The 14,307-nt window shown below is 68.8% G+C and carries 15 protein-coding genes and 1 pseudogene; 9 read left to right on the top strand and 7 right to left on the bottom strand.

The features are described from left to right. Positions 1-76: 76 nt before the first annotated feature. From fdhD to AC3ANK_RS13170, 3 genes are read right to left on the bottom strand one after another with little or no spacing between them, the layout of a single operon-like run. On the bottom strand, positions 77-874 hold the full coding sequence (gene fdhD, locus AC3ANK_RS13180) for a formate dehydrogenase accessory sulfurtransferase FdhD (protein WP_206861214.1): 798 nt from the start codon (positions 872-874) through the stop codon (positions 77-79). After that, entirely contained in the window at positions 871-1,104 is a 234-nt protein-coding gene (locus AC3ANK_RS13175) for a hypothetical protein (RefSeq protein WP_206861213.1), read from the bottom strand. The genes fdhD and AC3ANK_RS13175 overlap by 4 nt, the downstream gene beginning before the upstream one ends. After that, the gene (locus tag AC3ANK_RS13170) at positions 1,101-3,347 is read right to left on the bottom strand and encodes an FdhF/YdeP family oxidoreductase (RefSeq protein WP_484171389.1); all 2,247 of its coding nucleotides are present in this window, start codon (positions 3,345-3,347) and stop codon (positions 1,101-1,103) included. The genes AC3ANK_RS13175 and AC3ANK_RS13170 overlap by 4 nt, the downstream gene beginning before the upstream one ends. Before the next feature lie 168 nt (positions 3,348-3,515). Between AC3ANK_RS13170 and AC3ANK_RS13165 the strand changes: the two genes are divergently transcribed. Further along, complete coding sequence (locus tag AC3ANK_RS13165) at positions 3,516-4,418, top strand: DUF2785 domain-containing protein (RefSeq protein ID WP_484171388.1); 903 nt, start codon at positions 3,516-3,518, stop codon at positions 4,416-4,418. A 104-nt stretch (positions 4,419-4,522) separates the two neighbouring features. Beyond that, positions 4,523-4,981, top strand: a complete 459-nt coding sequence (locus AC3ANK_RS13160; RefSeq protein WP_206861210.1) for a hypothetical protein — start codon at positions 4,523-4,525, stop codon at positions 4,979-4,981. A 51-nt stretch (positions 4,982-5,032) separates the two neighbouring features. Here the strand turns inward: AC3ANK_RS13160 and AC3ANK_RS13155 are convergent, their stop codons facing one another. Next, positions 5,033-5,326 (bottom strand): hypothetical protein, encoded by a 294-nt coding sequence (locus AC3ANK_RS13155; protein ID WP_206861209.1) that lies wholly within the window; start codon positions 5,324-5,326, stop codon positions 5,033-5,035. Between the two features lie 113 nt (positions 5,327-5,439). On the opposite strand from AC3ANK_RS13155, the gene speG reads away from it, so the two are divergent. Then, positions 5,440-6,024 (top strand): spermidine N1-acetyltransferase, encoded by a 585-nt coding sequence (gene speG / locus AC3ANK_RS13150; RefSeq protein ID WP_242525124.1) that lies wholly within the window; start codon positions 5,440-5,442, stop codon positions 6,022-6,024. A 474-nt stretch (positions 6,025-6,498) separates the two neighbouring features. Here the strand turns inward: speG and AC3ANK_RS13145 are convergent. Continuing rightward, positions 6,499-7,458: pseudogene (locus tag AC3ANK_RS13145) on the bottom strand (peptidylprolyl isomerase); the annotation flags it as partial. A gap of 174 nt (positions 7,459-7,632) precedes the next feature. After that, on the bottom strand, positions 7,633-8,151 hold the full coding sequence (locus AC3ANK_RS13140; RefSeq protein WP_206861207.1) for a hypothetical protein: 519 nt from the start codon (positions 8,149-8,151) through the stop codon (positions 7,633-7,635). A gap of 159 nt (positions 8,152-8,310) precedes the next feature. Between AC3ANK_RS13140 and AC3ANK_RS13135 the strand changes: the two genes are divergently transcribed. The 3 genes from AC3ANK_RS13135 to AC3ANK_RS13125 all read left to right on the top strand — a co-directional run bounded on the left by AC3ANK_RS13135 (position 8,311) and on the right by AC3ANK_RS13125 (position 9,941). Then, entirely contained in the window at positions 8,311-8,676 is a 366-nt protein-coding gene (locus AC3ANK_RS13135; RefSeq protein ID WP_484172881.1) for a PadR family transcriptional regulator, read from the top strand. After that, positions 8,673-9,611 carry a sensor domain-containing protein gene (locus tag AC3ANK_RS13130; RefSeq protein WP_484171387.1) on the top strand — a complete coding sequence of 313 codons (939 nt, stop codon included), beginning with the start codon at positions 8,673-8,675 and terminating at the stop codon, positions 9,609-9,611. Before AC3ANK_RS13135 ends, AC3ANK_RS13130 begins: the two co-directional genes overlap by 4 nt. A gap of 120 nt (positions 9,612-9,731) precedes the next feature. Beyond that, complete coding sequence (locus tag AC3ANK_RS13125) at positions 9,732-9,941, top strand: DUF6289 family protein (RefSeq protein WP_206861204.1); 210 nt, start codon at positions 9,732-9,734, stop codon at positions 9,939-9,941. 75 nt (positions 9,942-10,016) lie between these two features. Here AC3ANK_RS13125 and AC3ANK_RS13120 read toward each other — a convergent pair whose 3' ends face one another. Further along, entirely contained in the window at positions 10,017-10,622 is a 606-nt protein-coding gene (locus AC3ANK_RS13120; RefSeq protein ID WP_484171386.1) for a DNA-3-methyladenine glycosylase, read from the bottom strand. A 200-nt stretch (positions 10,623-10,822) separates the two neighbouring features. On the opposite strand from AC3ANK_RS13120, the gene AC3ANK_RS13115 reads away from it, so the two are divergent. The 3 genes from AC3ANK_RS13115 to AC3ANK_RS13105 all read left to right on the top strand — a co-directional run bounded on the left by AC3ANK_RS13115 (position 10,823) and on the right by AC3ANK_RS13105 (position 13,998). After that, positions 10,823-11,800 carry a YihY/virulence factor BrkB family protein gene (locus AC3ANK_RS13115; RefSeq protein WP_484171385.1) on the top strand — a complete coding sequence of 326 codons (978 nt, stop codon included), beginning with the start codon at positions 10,823-10,825 and terminating at the stop codon, positions 11,798-11,800. Between the two features lie 201 nt (positions 11,801-12,001). Further along, positions 12,002-13,087: a sensor histidine kinase gene (locus tag AC3ANK_RS13110; RefSeq protein ID WP_206861202.1), complete on the top strand. Its 1,086-nt coding sequence runs from the start codon at positions 12,002-12,004 to the stop codon at positions 13,085-13,087. Between the two features lie 2 nt (positions 13,088-13,089). Next, positions 13,090-13,998 (top strand): LytR/AlgR family response regulator transcription factor, encoded by a 909-nt coding sequence (locus AC3ANK_RS13105; RefSeq protein ID WP_206861201.1) that lies wholly within the window; start codon positions 13,090-13,092, stop codon positions 13,996-13,998. Positions 13,999-14,307 lie beyond the last annotated feature (309 nt).

Raw genomic sequence — 14,307 nt, 5'->3', positions numbered from 1 at the left:
GGATATCGCCTGCGCGGCCCGCTCCGCATGGGCCTTTGGGTGGGCGGCGGCTTGCCGGATCTGGCTGGTGGCCGGCCTAGCGCGAGGCCGCGATCCGTTCCGGATGCGCGTACACGTTCAATGAATCCCCGCGCGCGAACGCGGCCAGCGTCATCCCCGCCGCGTCGGCGGTGCGGATGGCCAGGTCCGTCGGTGCGGAGATCGCCACGACCAGGCCGATGCCGGCGGTCGCCGCCTTGTGCACGATCTCGTACGAGGCGCGCGAGGTGATGACCACGAATCCCGCATCGGGCGCGATCGCCTCGCGTGCCATCGCGCCAATGAGCTTGTCGAGCGCGTTGTGGCGGCCGACGTCCTCGCGCACCAGCAGGCCGCCGTCGTGCGCGAAGCCGGCCGCATGCACGCCGCCGCTGAGCGCGTTCAGCGGCTGCTGCATGGCGAGCGCATCGAGGACGAGGCGGATCGTCTGCACGTCCACGCGCTTCGTCGAGCTCACGCGCGGCACGGGACGCAGCGCCGCCTGCAGGCTTTCCACGCCGCACAGGCCGCAGCCGCTACGGCCTTCGAGCGCGCGGCGCCGTTCGCCGAGCGCATCGAAACGCGCCTGCGGAATGGCCGCGTGCAGCGCGATGCCCTGCGCGTGCCGCACCACGTCGACGAGGCGGAACTCCGAAGCGTTCGCGACGATGCCTTCGCCCAGCGCGAACCCCAGCGCGAAATCCTCCAGCGATCCCGGCGTCGCCATCATCACGGCGAACGGCTCGCCGTTGTAGAGCAGCGCGATGGGCGCTTCGACGATCACGCGATCCTCGTGCGGCGCGCGATCATCGGCGCGCAAACGCAAGGCCTGCACCGGTTGCAGCGGTTCGTTCATGCCGCGTCCACCAGCCGGCGGCCCTTCTGCGTGAGCCACAGCAACGTGCGTTCGCCGTCCTGCCGGCGTTCGACCAGATCGAGCCCGAAGCGCGGATCGTCGCCCAGCGCGGCGAGGACGCGCTGCAGCTCGCTCAATCCGAGCTGCAGCCGCTTGGCGACGCGATGGATCGACTGCCCGTCTTCCTCGCGCAGCAGGCGCAGCACCGCGAGCGCCGCGTCCTCGCTCATGCGGGCGCGCTCCGGTGCAGGCGCACGGGGATCGACTTCGACGCCGGCGTGCGCGCGCGTTCGGCGTGATGGTCGAGCGGGACGAGCGGGTTGGTCTCGGGAAAATACGCGGCGAGGCAGCCGGCCGGAATGTCGTACTCGACCAGCCTGAAATCGCGCACCACGCGATGGCTGCCGTCGTGCCAGACGGTACCGATGTCGACGTGTTCGCCGTCGCGAAGCCCGAGGCGCTCGAGGTCGGCGCGCGAGATGAACACCACGCGGCGCAGCCCGTGCACGCCGCGATAGCGGTCGTCGAGGCCGTATACCGTCGTGTTGTACTGATCGTGCGAACGCACGGTCATCAGCTGCAGCACGTCGCTGCGTTCGTCGCGTTCGTCCAGCGCGTGCGGATAAAAGCCGGCCTTGCCGCTGCTCGTCGGGAACACGCGCTCGCGTCCGGGATGGTGCAGGTGGAACCCGCCGTCGGTGCGCACGCGCGCGTTGAAGTCGGCGAAGCCGTCGATCACCTTCGCGATGCGGTCGCGGATGCGGTCGTAGTCCTCCACCAGCCACGGCCACGGCGTGCGGCTGCCGGGCAGGGTCGCGGCGGCGAGGTGCGCGACGATCGCCGGCTCCGACATCAGGCGGTCCGACGCGGGCGGATTCATGCCCGACGACAGATGCACCATGCTCATCGAATCCTCGACCGTCACCGCCTGCGGGCCCGCGGCCTGCAGGTCGATCTCGGTGCGGCCCAGGCACGGCAGGATCAGCGCATCGCGCCCGTGGACCAGGTGCGAGCGGTTGAGCTTGGTGCTCACGTGCACGGTGAGTTCGCAACGCCGCAGCGCCTCGTGCGTGCGCGCGGTGTCGGGCGTGGCCGCGGCGAAATTGCCGCCCATCGCGAAGAACACCTTCGCGCGACGCTCGAACATCGCCTCGATCGCGGCGACCGTGTCATAGCCGTGCGCGCGCGGCGGGGCGAAGTCGAACACGGCGCCGAGCCGGTCGAGGAACGCGGGCGAAGGTTGTTCGTAAATGCCCATCGTGCGGTCGCCCTGCACGTTGGAGTGCCCGCGCACCGGGCACGGCCCCGCGCCGGGCTTGCCGATGTTGCCGCGCAACAGCAGCAGGTTCGCCAGCATCTGGATCGTCGCCACGCTGCGCGGATGCTGGGTGATGCCCATGCCCCAGCAGACGATGGTCGCGTCGCTGTCGATGTAGGTGCGCGCGGCGTGTTCGAGATCGGCGCGCGACAGGCCCGATTCGCGTTCCAGCGCATCCCACGACGTCGCGAGTACGCTCCGCACGAAGTCGTCGTGGCCGTGCGTGTGCGAGGCGATGAAATCCCGATCCACCGCGCCGCTTTCGATGACCACCTTGCACAGTGCGGTGGCGACGGCGAGGTCGCCGCCGATGCGCGGCTGGTAGTACTCCGAGGCGAGCTGCGTGCTGCCGCCGGCGAGCATCTCCGTCGGCGATTGCGGGTTCGCGAAACGCTCGAGCCCGCGCTCGCGCAGCGGATTGAACGCGACGATGCGGCAGCCGCGCTTCGCCGCGGTGCGCAGTTCGCCGAGCATGCGCGGATGGTTGGTGCCGGGGTTCTGGCCGAAGATGAAGATCGCCTGCGCGTGTTCGAAATCGGCCAGCGTCACCGAACCCTTGCCGCTGCCGAGCTGCTCGGTGAGCGCGACGCCGGAGGCTTCGTGGCACATGTTCGAGCAGTCGGGCAGGTTGTTGGTGCCGTACTCGCGCACGAACAGCTGGTAAAGGAACGCCGCTTCGTTCGACGTGCGGCCGGAGGTGTAGAAAATCGCCTCGTCCGGCGAGGCCAACGCGTTCAGCGCCCGTGCGATCGTCGCGAACGCCTCGCTCCAGCCGATCGGGCGATAGCGGTCGCTCGTCGCGTCGTAGGCCATCGGCTCGGTCAGCCGGCCCTGCGCTTCGAGGAAACGGTCGTCCTGTTCGTCCAGCCACGCGACGGTGTGCTGTTCGAAGAACCCGCGCGTGACGCGCTTCGAGGTCGCCTCGTTGGCGACGGCCTTGACGCCGTTCTCGCAGAATTCGAAGGTCGAATGCGGATTGCGGTCGGGCCACGCGCAGCCGGGGCAGTCGAAGCCGTGCGGCTGGTTGGCGCGCAGCAGCGTGCCGGCGCCCTTCATCACGACCTGCTGCTCGCGAAGCGCCTGCCAGGAACTGCGCAGCGCGTCCCAGCCGCCGGCGGGCTTCACGTAGAGTTCGATGGATTTCTTTTCGGACATCGGGGAATTGCAGGTCGGCCGACGGCCGCGTGAGCGCATCATAGGCCCGCGCGGGTGCGACGGCGATGACGTTCGGCGGGTGCGGGCGGGCGCGGTGCGATGGCATAGTCGCAGGCCCCGGACGGTCGCACCGTCCGCGCGGATGCACCCCGCCACGGAACCCAAGCCATGCGCCTTTCGTCGCTGCGTTGCCTGACGCTGCTTTTCGCCCTTGCAACCACCGCGCCCGCGTTCGCGGCGCCCGCGTGCCCGCCGGACGGCTGGCCGGTCGAACGCCTGGATGCATTGCGCCAGGGCGGTTTCGTCGTGCCCGATGCGGGCGAGCGCGCGACGCTGGCGTATGCGCTGGGCAACTGCCTCGCCGCGGCCGATCCGCACCTGCGCGACGAACTGGCCTTCGAGGCGCTGGCGAACTGGATGCGCAAGGGCGAGCTCGCACCGGCCACGCTGCGCGCGGTGCGCGATCGCCTGTACGCCATGCTCGGCGAGCCGGATCCGCAAGGCTATGCGTGGCCGTTCGCGGCGCTGGCGCTGGCGGAAGTGGCGCGCACCGACCGCGTATCGCCCTGGATGACGCCCGCCGAGCGCACGGCGATGGTGCTGCGCGCGCTGACCTATCTGGAATCGGTGCGCGACTACCGCGGCTTCGAACCCGGCGAAGGCTGGCGGCATGGCGTCGCGCACGGCGCGGACTGGCTGATGCAGCTCACGCTGAATCCGGCGCTGGATGCGCCGCAGCTGCACCGCATCGTGGATGCGATCGCGACGCAGGCGGTGCCGGTCGCGGGCGTGGCCTACGTGTTCGGCGAGCCGCAGCGGCTGGCCGCGCCGGTGCTCAACGCCGCGCAGCGCGGTGTGCGCGACGAGGCCGGCTGGAAGGAATGGTTCACCGCGCTCGTGCCGCGACTGGGCGATCCGTCGCTGGCGTGGAAGGATCCGCAGTGGCTGGCGCGGCGGCACGATCTGGTCGCGTTCCTGCAGGCGGTGTACGTCGAGGCCGACCGCTCCAGCGACAAACGCATGCGCATGGTCCTGCCGGGCGTGGTCGCCGCGTTGGAGGCGATGCCCTGACGGAGCCGATCGGCACGGACGCCGCACAATTCGGACCCGTCCGATTCAAGCGCCCGCGCGTTCTGCCGACCATGCCTTCTTTTCCGACAGGGACGACGGCCGGCATGCGGTACACCCAACATCGCGAGTACTGTCCGCGCTGCGGCGCCTCCGTGCGCAGCCTGCGCCTTGCCGACACTCCGGTACGCCATCACCAGTGCACCGGCTGCGGCTATCGCTACGAGAACGTGCCCGAGGGCTACGACGAGAACGGGGAATTCGACGGCCTCGCCGGCCTGGACGCGTTGCCGGAGGACGACATCGAGCCGATGGAAGCGCTGGTGCTGCTGCTGCTCGGCGGCGGCACGATGATCGGCGGCGTCGAACTCACCTCGCGCACCATCGCCGAACTGGTCGCCGAGCATGGCGCGCCGCAATCGACCTCGCGCGCGTTCGCCTGGCCGACGCACCGGTGGCTGGTCCGGGAAGCGCGGCGGTTCTCGTCGTATTTCGTGGCGATCGACCAGGGGCAGTGGCGGGTGTGCTTCAACCTGCGGCGGCTGCGGCCGGTGCCCCTGGCCTGACGCGCGTGCGGTGGGGACGTGGCGGATGCGCCGGTTCAGGAAGCCGCGGCTTCAAGCTTCGTCGTTGTCGAATTCCACCAGCACGTCCAGGTCGAACGCGAGCGCTTCGACCGCATCGCGGATGCGGTTGGCGGTGGACTGGTTCGGCGCTTCGATCTCCAGCGCGTGTTGCCCCGGGCCCTGGTCGTCGGGCAGGCCCGCGGAGCTGGAATCGTCGTCGTCCATGTGCGGCATCAGGTCGTCGACTTCCTCGATGTGCTCCACGCCGTCGAGGCTGGTGAGCAGGTTGCTGATGGCGCGGACGTCGTCGTCGCTGCCGGTCACGCGCAGGCGCAGCAGGGGCATGGCATGGAACCTTCTATCACTGGACCGGTTGCAGGCAGGCTATTGAGCGGCCGGGCAAGGCCGTGTGATGGCGCGGCGTGCGGCCGTCATGTGCGTGGAGTAGGGTGGCGGTCATGAATGCGAAGCTCCCGGTGCCCGGCGTCACCCTTCGCCCGCTCGAGCGCGGCGACCTGCATTTCGTCCACGTGCTGAACAACAACCGCAGCGTGATGGGCTACTGGTTCGAGGAACCGTACGAGTCGTTCGTCGAACTGGAGGAGCTGTACCGCAAGCACATCCACGACCAGTCCGAGCGCCGTTTCATCGTCGAGGACGCGGCGCACGAACGGGTGGGGCTGGTGGAGCTGGTGGAGATCGACCACCTGCACCGGCGCGCGGAATTCCTGATCATGATATCGCCCGACCAGCAGGGTCGCGGTTATGCGCGCGCGGCGACGCGGCTGGCGATCAACTACGCGTTCCGCGTGCTCAATCTCTACAAGCTGTACCTGCTGGTGGACGTGGACAACACGCGGGCGATCCGCATCTACGAGGACGCGGGCTTCCGCCGCGAAGGCGTGCTGGCGGAGGAGTTCTTCAGCGATGGCCGCTACCACGACGTGGTGCGGATGTGCCTGTTCCAGCGCGATGCGCTGCGGGAGGGTGGGGAGCGCGTCGGGAGCGGGGAGGATGTGGTGGAGCGGACGGCGCCGCCTTGAGCGGTGGTGTGGATGATTGAGCGGTGTGGGTGAGTGGGGATGTGGAGTTGTCGGCGAGCCGATTCATCCTCGCCCGGCGAGGTCGAGATGCAAGCTCGTGACTCATGGGCACTCCCTCATCGGTGAACCACCCGTCATTCACGCGAAGGCGCGCGCCTTCGCCATCCATGGTTCAGTGCCACCGCCCGCACATTCTGTGTGGCGTGCTTTGGCGCTGGTGGCTGTTGGGCTGTTCGAAAGCAGCAGCAACAGACGTTGTGGCCCGGGTAAGCGAAGCGCATCCGGGTTGGAGAAGCGGCCGCGTCCCCGGGTGCGCTTCGCTTACCCGGGCTACAACGCCGACCGCAATCGCACGACAACCGCAATGGCGAACGACACCGCGAGGCCCTACGCCTTCCCGCCCCCACGCGCAGCCGAAGTCCGCGTCCTCTTCTTCGCCTTCGACTTCGCCTTCTTCTCCGCCACCGGCTTCGGCGGCGGCGCGCGGGTGGGCAAGGGGACGTTGCACAGGTCGATGTGGCCGGCCATGTGCTTGTACCACTCGTCGCGGCGGTTGCGACGCGCTTCGACGAGTTCGGCGAACAGCGGCGTGTCGGTGCGCAGGACTTCGATGCCGACGCGTTCCTTCTTCGGCACGTCCGACGCCAGGCGGATCGCCTTGATCGGCGTGCGCTGCGACGGCTGTTCGTAGAAACCGAGCGGACCGGTGCCGCGCGGCAGCACCGAGAGCAGTTCCATGCCCTGCAGCACGCGGCCGACGACGGTGATGTTGCGGTCGAGCTGGCGCGGCGACTGGCCGATCACGACGTACAGTTCGGTGCCGTTGCTGGAATCGGCGGCCATGTCGCGGCCGGCGCCGACGGTGCCGTAGCAGTGCGCCATCCATGCGGTGTCCGCGGTCTGATCGCGGCCGGCCGGGAAGCCGCCGGAAAAGCCGACTTCCGGCGCCCAGCCGTCCACGTCGGGCAGGCGGTCGAACGGCAGACCCTTGGCCTTGCGCGCGAATTCCGCCGGCAGCTTCGCCTTCGCGCCGCGGCCGAGCGGCTTGCGGTCCTTCTCCTCCTGCGCCGGATCGCCCCACTGCACGACGAAGTTGTCCTGCGAGCGGTTGATGCTCATGCCGCTCCAGTAGCCGTTCTTCGCGAGCGCGCGGATGTTCGCCACGTGCGCGGGCGCGAAGCCGGGAGCGAGTTCGATCAGGACGCGGCCGGATTCGAGTTCCAGGTACAGCAGGTTCTTGTTCTCGGGCGTGCGCCAGTCGGACGGCCGCGAGGCGTCGAGGATCTCCTGCATCGAGCGCGGCTTCGCCGGTGCCGCATCCTCGGCGGCGGCCTGCGCGAGGGGCAGGGCGGCGAGCAGGGCGCACAGCAACGTGCGGCGGAGGCGATTCGCGCCGGATTCGAACGCGGGCTTCGACAGGACGGACTTCGGCACGACGGACTCCCCATTGATCCGGATCGCTTGAGGCGCAGATTCTGGCCCACCGCGCGCGGGCGCGGCCAGCCCCATGCCGTGGGAACGTGATGGCGGTTGCGCGACCGGACACCGCGATCCGCCCGAAGGCGGGCCGCGGCGCCCTGTCAGGACGACGCGCTCAGCGCGAGGCGCTCACGGCGAGGCGCCATTGCCCGCGCGCTTGCGGGCGCGCGTGCGTGCGGCCTTCTTCGCCGCGGCGCTGCGCGAGGCCGAGGTGCGACCCGACTTCTTCGCGGCCTTCTTCGCGGTCTTGCGCCCGCCGGTGGATGTCTTCGTCGCCTTCTTCGTGGCCTTCCTTGCGGTCTTCTTCGCGGTCTTGCGGCCAGCGGTCTTCTTCGTGGCTTTCTTCGTGGCCTTCTTCGTCGTCTTGCGACCGGTCGTCTTCTTCGTGGCCTTCTTCGCCGCGCTCTTGCGGCCGCCCTTCTTCGCCGCTTTCTTCGTGGCCTTCTTCGCCGATTTCCTCGCGGTCTTCTTCGCGCTCTTGCGGCCCGAACCGCTGCGCTTGCCGCCGCCACTGTGCTTGTTCACCGTGGCCCAGGCGATGCGCTCGGCGGCCTCCTCGGAACGGCCCTGATCGCGTTCGCTTTCCTCGATGTGTTCGGCCTGGCGCTGCTGCTTGTCGGTGTACGCGGATTTGTCGCCTCTGGGCATCGCTGCACTCCTCGCCGCGGGACCCGTGCGGCGTCGAGGCCCGTGATAGCAGCCGCACGGTGGAGATGCCGGCAAGGCGCGTGACTAATGGCAGGTTCGGTATATGGAACTTCACAGTAGTGTTGAGTCCAGCCTACCGGCCCGACCGACATGACCGACATGACCGACCCCGACATCCAGCTGCGGAAATTCCAGAAGGAGCTCAGCGCAGGCACCGTGTCGCTGGCGCTGCTGGCGGTGCTCGCCTGCGCGGGCGAGCCGCTGTACGGATACCAGATCGCCAAGCAGCTCGAACGCATCGGCGGCGGCGTGCTCGCCGGCAAGCAGAGCGCGCTGTATCCGGTGCTGCGCAACCTCGAAGGGGCGGGGTTGCTGGACAGCCATGTCGAGCCGTCGATGACCGGCCCGCCGCGGCGTTATTACCGCATCACCGATGCCGGCCGCACGGTGCTGCACGAATGGGCCGCCGCCTGGCGCGCGACCCGCGACAGTGTCGATTCCGTCCTGGGGGGACTTGAGCCATGAACGCCTTCAATCCGAGCATCGATGCCCGTCCCGGCGGACTGCCGACGACGATTCCCGAATACCTCGAACACCTGCGCCGCTCGCTCGCCGGCGCCGATCCCGCGCTGGTGCAGGACGCGCTGTACGACGCCGAGGAATACCTGCGTTCGGAACTTGCGGAAAACCCCGGGAAAAGCGAGGCGGACGTGATCGTCGCCGTCGCCGGCAGCTACGGCGCGCCGGACGAAGTGGCCGACATCTACCGCGATACCGAAGTGAAGGTGCAGACCGCGCTGCGTCCGCCGGCGCCGAAGCCGCGCCGCTCGTGGATGGGCCATTTCTTCGGCGTGATCGCCGAACCGCGCACGTACGGCGCGCTGTTCTACATGCTGCTCTCGCTGGCGATCGGCATTTTCTATCTCACCTGGGTGGTGACCGGGCTGTCGCTGTCGGCGGGCCTGGCGGTGCTGATCATCGGCGTGCCGTTCGTGATCCTGTACTTCGGTTCGATCCGCGTGCTGTCGCTGGTGGAAGGCCGCATCGTCGAGGCGATGCTCGGCGAACGCATGCCGCGACGTCCGCTCTACAGCAGCCGCGGACAGCCGTTGCTCAAGCGCATCGGCGAGCTGTTCACCGATCCGCGCATCTGGGCGACGCAGTTGTATTTCCTGTTCATGCTGCCGCTGGGCATCGCGTACTTCACCATCGCGGTGACCTGCCTGGCCGTGTCGCTGTCGCTGATCGCCGCGCCGGTGGGGCTGATGCTCGGCTTGGGCAGCGACCTGGTGGTCGACAACTGGTATCTCGCCGTCGACGGCGAACCGTGGATGTGGCCCTTCGTAATGCTGGCCGGCGTGCTGCTGCTGTTCGTCACGCTGCACGTCGCGCGCGGCGTGGGCTACCTGCACGCGCTGCTCGCCAAGCACATGCTGGTGAAGACGGCGCAGTACGACTGAAAGCGCTTGCCATGTGAAGAAGCATTCACGCGCGGACTGCGGGCTGGTTAACAAAACCGGCCCGCGTCATCGCCTACGGTGCGCGGGCGGAACCTTGCCGCGACATCAAAGGAGATGAGCATGCGTCGTTTCAGGATCCTCGCGTTGGCTGCGCTGGTGGGCCTCACCTCGTTCGGCGCCAGCGCGAACTGGCAGGGCACATGGCTGTATTACGACGACGAGGGCGTCCTCGTCGGCTCATGGACCGCCGGCTGCCGCGAGATGGACGGCCGCTGGGGCATCGAGACGGACAACAAGGTGTTCGTGCAGGGCTGCCGCGTTTCGAGTTGAGTCGAAGACGAGCGACCTGCCGGTTCGATCGGAACACGAAGAAGCCCCGCGATGCGGGGCTTCTTCTTGCGCGCGTCACGCCTTCTTCCGCGCCCTCGGCCGACCGCCCTTCGACACATGCGGATCGGCCGCCACGTGCCATCGCCAAGGCTCGTCCACCGCCTTGCTGATCCCGATGCGCGGCGACGCCACCGGCTCGCGCGGCGGCGGCGTGCCATCGTCGCCGAACCACACCGGCGAGGAAACGTCGGTGATGTCCACGCCGTTATGCACGCCGCTCAGGCCCATCGCCTGCGCGAGGCGGCCGGGGCCGCTGGCGAGCAGGCGGACGTCGTCCATCCCGCGCGCGCGACGCATGCGGTCGACGCCTTCCAGCGGCGACAACGCACGGATCAGCACCGCATGCCCGACCGGGCCGCCGCAGACGGCGTTGATCGCCCAATGCATGCCGTAGATGAAATACACGTACAGATGCCCGGGCGGGCCGAACATCACCTGCGTGCGCTTCGTCGGGCCACGGAACGAATGCGCGGCCGGGTCCTCGCCGCCGCGGTAGGCCTCGACTTCGACGATGCGTCCGATGCGGCCGTCGGCGGTGACGATCACCTTGTTGAGCAGTTGCGGGGCGACATCGCGGGAGTCGTGGGCGTAGAAGCGGCGGGGCAGGGGTTCGATGGGCATGAGGGCATCGTAGCGGCGGTCGCGTCGCTGCCTGATCTCGGCGCGTTCTTGTAGCCCGGGCAAGGGCGAAGGCCCCCCGGGGACACGCGAGATCCCCCGGGTGCGCTTCGCTTACCCGGGCTACAACGGCCGGAGCGTCCTTACGGTAAACACACCGGTCGGCATACGGACTTCACGCCCGCCGCGCTATTCCTCCCGTGATGGCAGAAAACACCGAGAAGACCCCGGTCGAGACCACCGCCGAAAAGCTCGACCCCACCGCGCCGCGACGCACCGAGCCCGACCGCGGGCAGTCCTTCCGCCGGCCCGCGATGCAGGCGCTGGTGCGGCGCGCGCAGGGCAGCCTGCCGGCCGACCTCATCCGCCGATTCGTCGACACCGAACTGATGGCGCAGGCCGCCGCGCTCGCGTTGTACGCGATGCTGTCGCTGGCGCCGCTGCTGCTGATCCTGGTGTGGCTCACCAGCGCGCTGCTGCCGGGGGCGCAGGAATCGCTGATGCAGCAGATCGGCCTGCTCGCCGGCGGCGAGGCGGAGCGGGTGGCGCGCACCGTCGTCGACAACGCGCGCGATCGTCCCGACACCGGTTCGATCGCCGGCTGGTGGAGCGTCGCGTTGCTGTTCATCGGCGCGACCGCGGTGTTCGCGCAGTTGCAGGACGTGCTCAACAAGATCTTCCGCACCGATGCGACGCGGCTCGCCGGTGCGATGGCGTGGCTGCGCAAGCGCGTGTTCTCGATGGGCCTGGTGCTGGCGATGGGATTCCTGCTGCTGGTGTCGATGACGGTTTCGACGCTGGTGCAGCTGGCGTTCTCGCGGGTGGAGTGGGCGCTGCCGATCGTGATGAATGCGGCGACGTGGTGCGTCTACGCGCTCAGCTTCGCATTGATGTACCACTACCTGCCGGACCGCTCGGTCGGCTGGAAGCGCGCGTTCGGCGGCGGCGCGATCACCGCGCTGCTGTTCGTGTTCGGACGCTGGCTGATCGGCTGGTACCTGGAACGGTCGAACCCCGGTTCGGCCTACGGCTCTATGGGCGCGCTGGTGCTGGCGCTGGTGTGGGTGTACTACGCGGCGCTGATCGTGTTCGTGGGGGCGCTGATCACCGCGGTGATCGATGAACGGCGGAAGGGGAGGGTGAAGCCGAAGCCGCTCAACCAGCCTTCGTCGCCCTTGTAGAAGCGGATATCGTGAGCGCGAACGTGATCGCACGTCCCCTCTCAGCTCTGCACTCCCTCCGGTCGCCGGAGGGAGAGGGGCTGAAAGAGGGGCTCAACGCCCCGCCGCGGCGAACCGTGCCCCACCGCCGATGAGCCGTTCCCTCGCGCGCCCGCCGACCGGCTAGGATCGCCTGACGCGTCCCAAGTTCCTGCGGCACCCATGGCCATCACCGCGACCCATCCGCTGGACCTGCCCCGCCAGCACCTGTTCTGGATCTTCCACGGCGCCGGCTGGCTCGGTTATTTCGGCCAGAGCTGGCTGGCGGCGATCGCCTACGGGAAACCGTCCGGCTACTGGATCGTCCCCTTCACCGCCGCCTGCACCGGCTTCGTCGTCACGCTCGGCCTGCGCTACCTGCTGCGCGCGTGCTGGGGGCTGTCGCCGAGCAAGCTGCTGATGACGATGATCGTGCCGATCCTCGCCTGCTCGGCGGTGATGGACCTGACCACGCGCGCGATGCTGGTGCGCTTCTGCGACACCTGCGCGCCGACCAGCCGCGTCGCCTACATCGCCTATTCGCTGACCTACATCTACGTGGTGCTGGCGTGGGTCGGGCTGTACCTGGGCATCAAGTACTACCGCCAGCTGCAGGACGAAACGCAACGCGCGCTCGCCGCACGCACGATGGCGCACCAGGCGCAGCTGAAGATGCTGCGTTACCAGCTCAATCCGCATTTCCTGTTCAACACGCTCAACGCGATCTCCACGCTGGTGCTCGATCGCGACAACGCCACCGCGAACCGGATGGTGCAGGGGCTTTCGGCGTTCCTGCGGCATTCGCTCGACAACGATCCCATGCAGCGCGTCACCCTGCGACAGGAACTGGACGCGCTCACGCTCTACCTGGACATCGAGAAGATCCGCTTCGCCGAGCGCCTGCGCATCGAGACCGACATCGACGAGGACTGCTGGCGCGCGCTGCTTCCCAGTCTGCTGATGCAGCCGCTGGTGGAGAACGCGATCAAGTACGCCGTCGCCAAGCAGGTCGCCGGCGGGCTGCTTCGCATCGAGGCCGAACGCGATGGCGACCAGCTGGTGCTGCGCGTGATCGACGATGGCCCCGGGTGCTCCAGCCTGGAAGGCAACCAGCTGCCGCCCGGCAAGGGCGTCGGCCTGCGCAACACGCGCGAGCGTCTGAACGTGCTGTACGGCGACGCCAGCAGCTTCGCCGTGCGCAATCGCGAACGCGGCATCGAAGTCGAACTGCGGCTGCCGTTCGACACCCGCGAACTGGGCGGAGAATGAATATGGACCGGGCCGTTCATGGTCGTGCCGCAGGCGGTCGTGTCGCCGAACGCGAACACCCGCTCGATCCCGCGCAGCGCACGCCGCTGCGCGCCTTGATCGTCGACGACGAACCGCTGGCGCGACGCGGGCTGGAAATCCGCCTGCAGGCGCATCCGGAAGTGGAGATCGTCGGCCAGTACGGCGACGGCCACGCCGCGATCGCCGGCCTGCGCGAGCATCGTCCCGACCTCGTCTTCCTCGACGTGCAGATGCCGGGCATGGACGGCTTCGAGACGCTGCGCAGCATCCCGGCGCACGAGATGCCGCTGGTGGTGTTCGTCACCGCGTACGACCACTACGCGATCCGGGCGTTCGAGGCCTCGGCGACCGACTACCTGCTCAAGCCCGTCGAGGAAACGCGCCTGGCGCAGGCGCTGGCGCGCGTGCAGCAGGCGCGTTCGCAACGCGAGGCGAGCGGTCATTGCGCGCACCTGCTGGGATTGCTGGGCGAGTTGAGCGGCCGGCCGCTGCTCGACCTGGACGAAGCGCTGAAGCCCGATGCGCTGGAACAGCTGCGTCGCGACGACAAGCTCGCCGTGCGCGACGGCGGTCGCACGGTGCGCGTGGACCTGGCGAGCATCCGCTGGATCGACGCGGCCGGGGATTACATGTGCATCCACACCGACGCCCCGGCGGACCGCAACGCACAACAGGGCGAAACGCTGGTGCTGCGCGCGACGATGCGCGAGCTGGAGAAACAGCTGGACCCGCAGCGGTTCCCGCGCATCCATCGTTCGACCATCGTGAACGCACGCCGCGTGGTCGAGCTGCGACCGCATACGAACGGCGAGGGCTTCCTGCGGCTGGATTGCGGACAGGAGCTGAAGCTGTCGCGGACGCACCGGGACAAGCTGGCGTTGTTGATCTGAGCGGGGCTTGTGTTTCCGGCTCGCGTTGTTCGCCTGATGTTGTAGCCCGGGTAAGCGCAGCGCACCCGGGAACGCGGTTGCTTCTCCGCCCCGGGTGCGCTGCGCTTACCCGGGCTACGGAACCATCGCCATCGTCGCGAGAAGATCGTCATCCGGGCCTCCGCCGGGATGACGACGAGCGTGGGGTGCCGCCATGGACTACCCACGCGCAGCGCACCGTGCCATTGGTTGGGTTCCCCCCAACGCACGCACGTTGCACCAACGAAACGCCCCACCGCACGCCCAACGCTTCACCGCGACCACTCAACC

The sequence above is a fragment of the Lysobacter sp. SCRH-1R genome (genome assembly GCF_057747855.1).
The sequence above is the reverse complement of the archived record's forward strand: the minus strand, read 5'-3'. Positions and strand labels throughout refer to the sequence as shown.

What these genes read in the sequence shown, in the direction of transcription:
- fdhD (WP_206861214.1), bottom strand. Translation starts at nt 874, where the DNA reads ATGAACGAACCGCTGCAACCGGTGCAGGCCTTGCGTTTGCGCGCCGAT.
- AC3ANK_RS13175 (WP_206861213.1), bottom strand. Translation starts at nt 1,104, where the DNA reads ATGAGCGAGGACGCGGCGCTCGCGGTGCTGCGCCTGCTGCGCGAGGAA.
- AC3ANK_RS13170 (WP_484171389.1), bottom strand. Translation starts at nt 3,347, where the DNA reads ATGTCCGAAAAGAAATCCATCGAACTCTACGTGAAGCCCGCCGGCGGC.
- AC3ANK_RS13165 (WP_484171388.1), top strand. Translation starts at nt 3,516, where the DNA reads ATGCGCCTTTCGTCGCTGCGTTGCCTGACGCTGCTTTTCGCCCTTGCA.
- AC3ANK_RS13160 (WP_206861210.1), top strand. Translation starts at nt 4,523, where the DNA reads ATGCGGTACACCCAACATCGCGAGTACTGTCCGCGCTGCGGCGCCTCC.
- AC3ANK_RS13155 (WP_206861209.1), bottom strand. Translation starts at nt 5,326, where the DNA reads ATGCCCCTGCTGCGCCTGCGCGTGACCGGCAGCGACGACGACGTCCGC.
- speG (WP_242525124.1), top strand. Translation starts at nt 5,440, where the DNA reads ATGAATGCGAAGCTCCCGGTGCCCGGCGTCACCCTTCGCCCGCTCGAG.
- AC3ANK_RS13140 (WP_206861207.1), bottom strand. Translation starts at nt 8,151, where the DNA reads ATGCCCAGAGGCGACAAATCCGCGTACACCGACAAGCAGCAGCGCCAG.
- AC3ANK_RS13135 (WP_484172881.1), top strand. Translation starts at nt 8,311, where the DNA reads ATGACCGACCCCGACATCCAGCTGCGGAAATTCCAGAAGGAGCTCAGC.
- AC3ANK_RS13130 (WP_484171387.1), top strand. Translation starts at nt 8,673, where the DNA reads ATGAACGCCTTCAATCCGAGCATCGATGCCCGTCCCGGCGGACTGCCG.
- AC3ANK_RS13125 (WP_206861204.1), top strand. Translation starts at nt 9,732, where the DNA reads ATGCGTCGTTTCAGGATCCTCGCGTTGGCTGCGCTGGTGGGCCTCACC.
- AC3ANK_RS13120 (WP_484171386.1), bottom strand. Translation starts at nt 10,622, where the DNA reads ATGCCCATCGAACCCCTGCCCCGCCGCTTCTACGCCCACGACTCCCGC.
- AC3ANK_RS13115 (WP_484171385.1), top strand. Translation starts at nt 10,823, where the DNA reads ATGGCAGAAAACACCGAGAAGACCCCGGTCGAGACCACCGCCGAAAAG.
- AC3ANK_RS13110 (WP_206861202.1), top strand. Translation starts at nt 12,002, where the DNA reads ATGGCCATCACCGCGACCCATCCGCTGGACCTGCCCCGCCAGCACCTG.
- AC3ANK_RS13105 (WP_206861201.1), top strand. Translation starts at nt 13,090, where the DNA reads ATGGACCGGGCCGTTCATGGTCGTGCCGCAGGCGGTCGTGTCGCCGAA.